This is a genomic window from Brevibacterium sp. FME17, assembly GCF_014897515.1.
Taxonomy (GTDB): Bacteria; Actinomycetota; Actinomycetes; order Actinomycetales; family Brevibacteriaceae; genus Brevibacterium.
Genome location: NZ_JABUYD010000061.1, coordinates 1 through 1554 on the forward strand (window position 1 = coordinate 1; position 1554 = coordinate 1554).

General features: G+C 62.5%; 1 protein-coding gene. It reads left to right on the top strand.

The window, feature by feature from the left end; genetic code table 11:
* Positions 1-132 precede the first annotated feature (132 nt).
* A protein-coding gene (locus tag INT40_RS20280; protein ID WP_096161367.1) for an IS3 family transposase occupies positions 133-1523 on the top strand; the annotation gives its coding sequence in 2 pieces (ribosomal slippage) (positions 133-481 and positions 481-1523; 1392 coding nt in all).
* The last annotated feature ends 31 nt before the right edge of the window (positions 1524-1554 follow it).

Sequence of the window (1554 nt, forward strand, 5' to 3'; positions counted from 1 at the left end):
CCCTGCGTGTCAGGGTGAGTTGAGTCCACCGGTTCATAGCAAGTCCGCCTTCGCAGGGCGAGTTCAGGAACAACCACCATGAGTATCTCGACTCTGTCCACACCGTCAGCACCGATCGGGAATGATGGAGACATGAACAGTCCGCACCCGCGCGCTGATGGCCCGCGCCGACGTACCTTCACCCCCGATCAGAAGCTTGCCCACCTCACCGCCTACGAAGAAGCCTGCAGGCAGCAGCAGGGCGGGGCCTATCTCCGCCGCGAGGGCCTGTATTCCTCGCTGATCACCGAATGGCGCCGGCTACGAGATGCCGGCGTCTTGGATGGAAAGAAGCCCGGTCAGGCGGTCGGGAAGCCGAGCAAGGAACAGGCCGAGATCGCCAGGCTGCGCCGCGAGCTCGACCAGGCCCAGCAGCGTTTGGATCGCACCGAGACGGCATTGGAGATCATGGGAAAAGCACGCGCGCTCTTGGAAGAGACCTCCAAGAGCGCGGATACCGAGACCAAGCGCAAGAGACGCTGATGGGCGCCTACACCGCTTTGAGTGCTTGCGGGACCTCTACCCGGGCGGCATCCACACTGACCGGTATCGCCCGATCTACAGTCGCCCGCTGTGCAGCACACCCAACCATGCCCACACCACGGAGTATCGAACCGGCCAACCGACTCGACTGCGCCGAACGGGCGCGGGTCCTGGCAGTTCTCAACAGTGCTGAGTTCATCGATTCCACCCCGATGGAGGTCTTCGCCACGCTCCTCGACCGTGGCGTCTACCTGTGCTCGATCTCGACGATGTATCGCATCCTGCGAGACAACGCTCAGGTCAAAGAGCGTCGACGACAGGCCCGGCACCCGGCACGGGCGATCCCGGAACTCGTCGCCACCGGGCCAGGCCAGGTGTATACCTGGGACATCACCAAATTGCCCGGGCCCTGTCGGGGCGTGTACTACGACGCCTACGTGATGATCGATATCTACTCCCGCTACATCGTCGGCGCCCACGTCCATGCTCGTGAGTCCGGTCCCTTGGCCGAGGAGATGATGCGTGAGGTCTTCGGCATCCACGGCATCCCGGCCGTCGTCCACGCTGACCGAGGCACGTCGATGACGTCGAAGTCCGTGGCCAGGCTGCTGGCCGACCTGGAAGTGACCAGGTCGCACTCGCGACCGAAGGTCTCCAACGACAATCCCTACTCCGAAGCGTGGTTCAAGACGTTGAAATACGCCCCGGTCTTCCCCGAGCGGTTCGGGTCCCTGGGTGATGCTCGCACGTTCATGGACGAGTTCATAGACCGTTACAACCACGAACATCATCACCAGAGACTCGGTTTGCATACGCCGGCCGATGTCCACTACGGCCTCGCGGCAGCCAAGGTCGATGAACGTGCTGACGTCCTTGCCGAGGCCCGGGCTGCCCACCCTGAACGGTTCGGCTCTGGCAAGGTCCCAAAGGCACTCGACCTGCCTGAGACCGCCTGGATCAACAAACCCGAAGAATCAGTCGTCGATCAGCAAGCCGCCTAACTCCCTTTGGCCTCATTCACCTTGACAACTT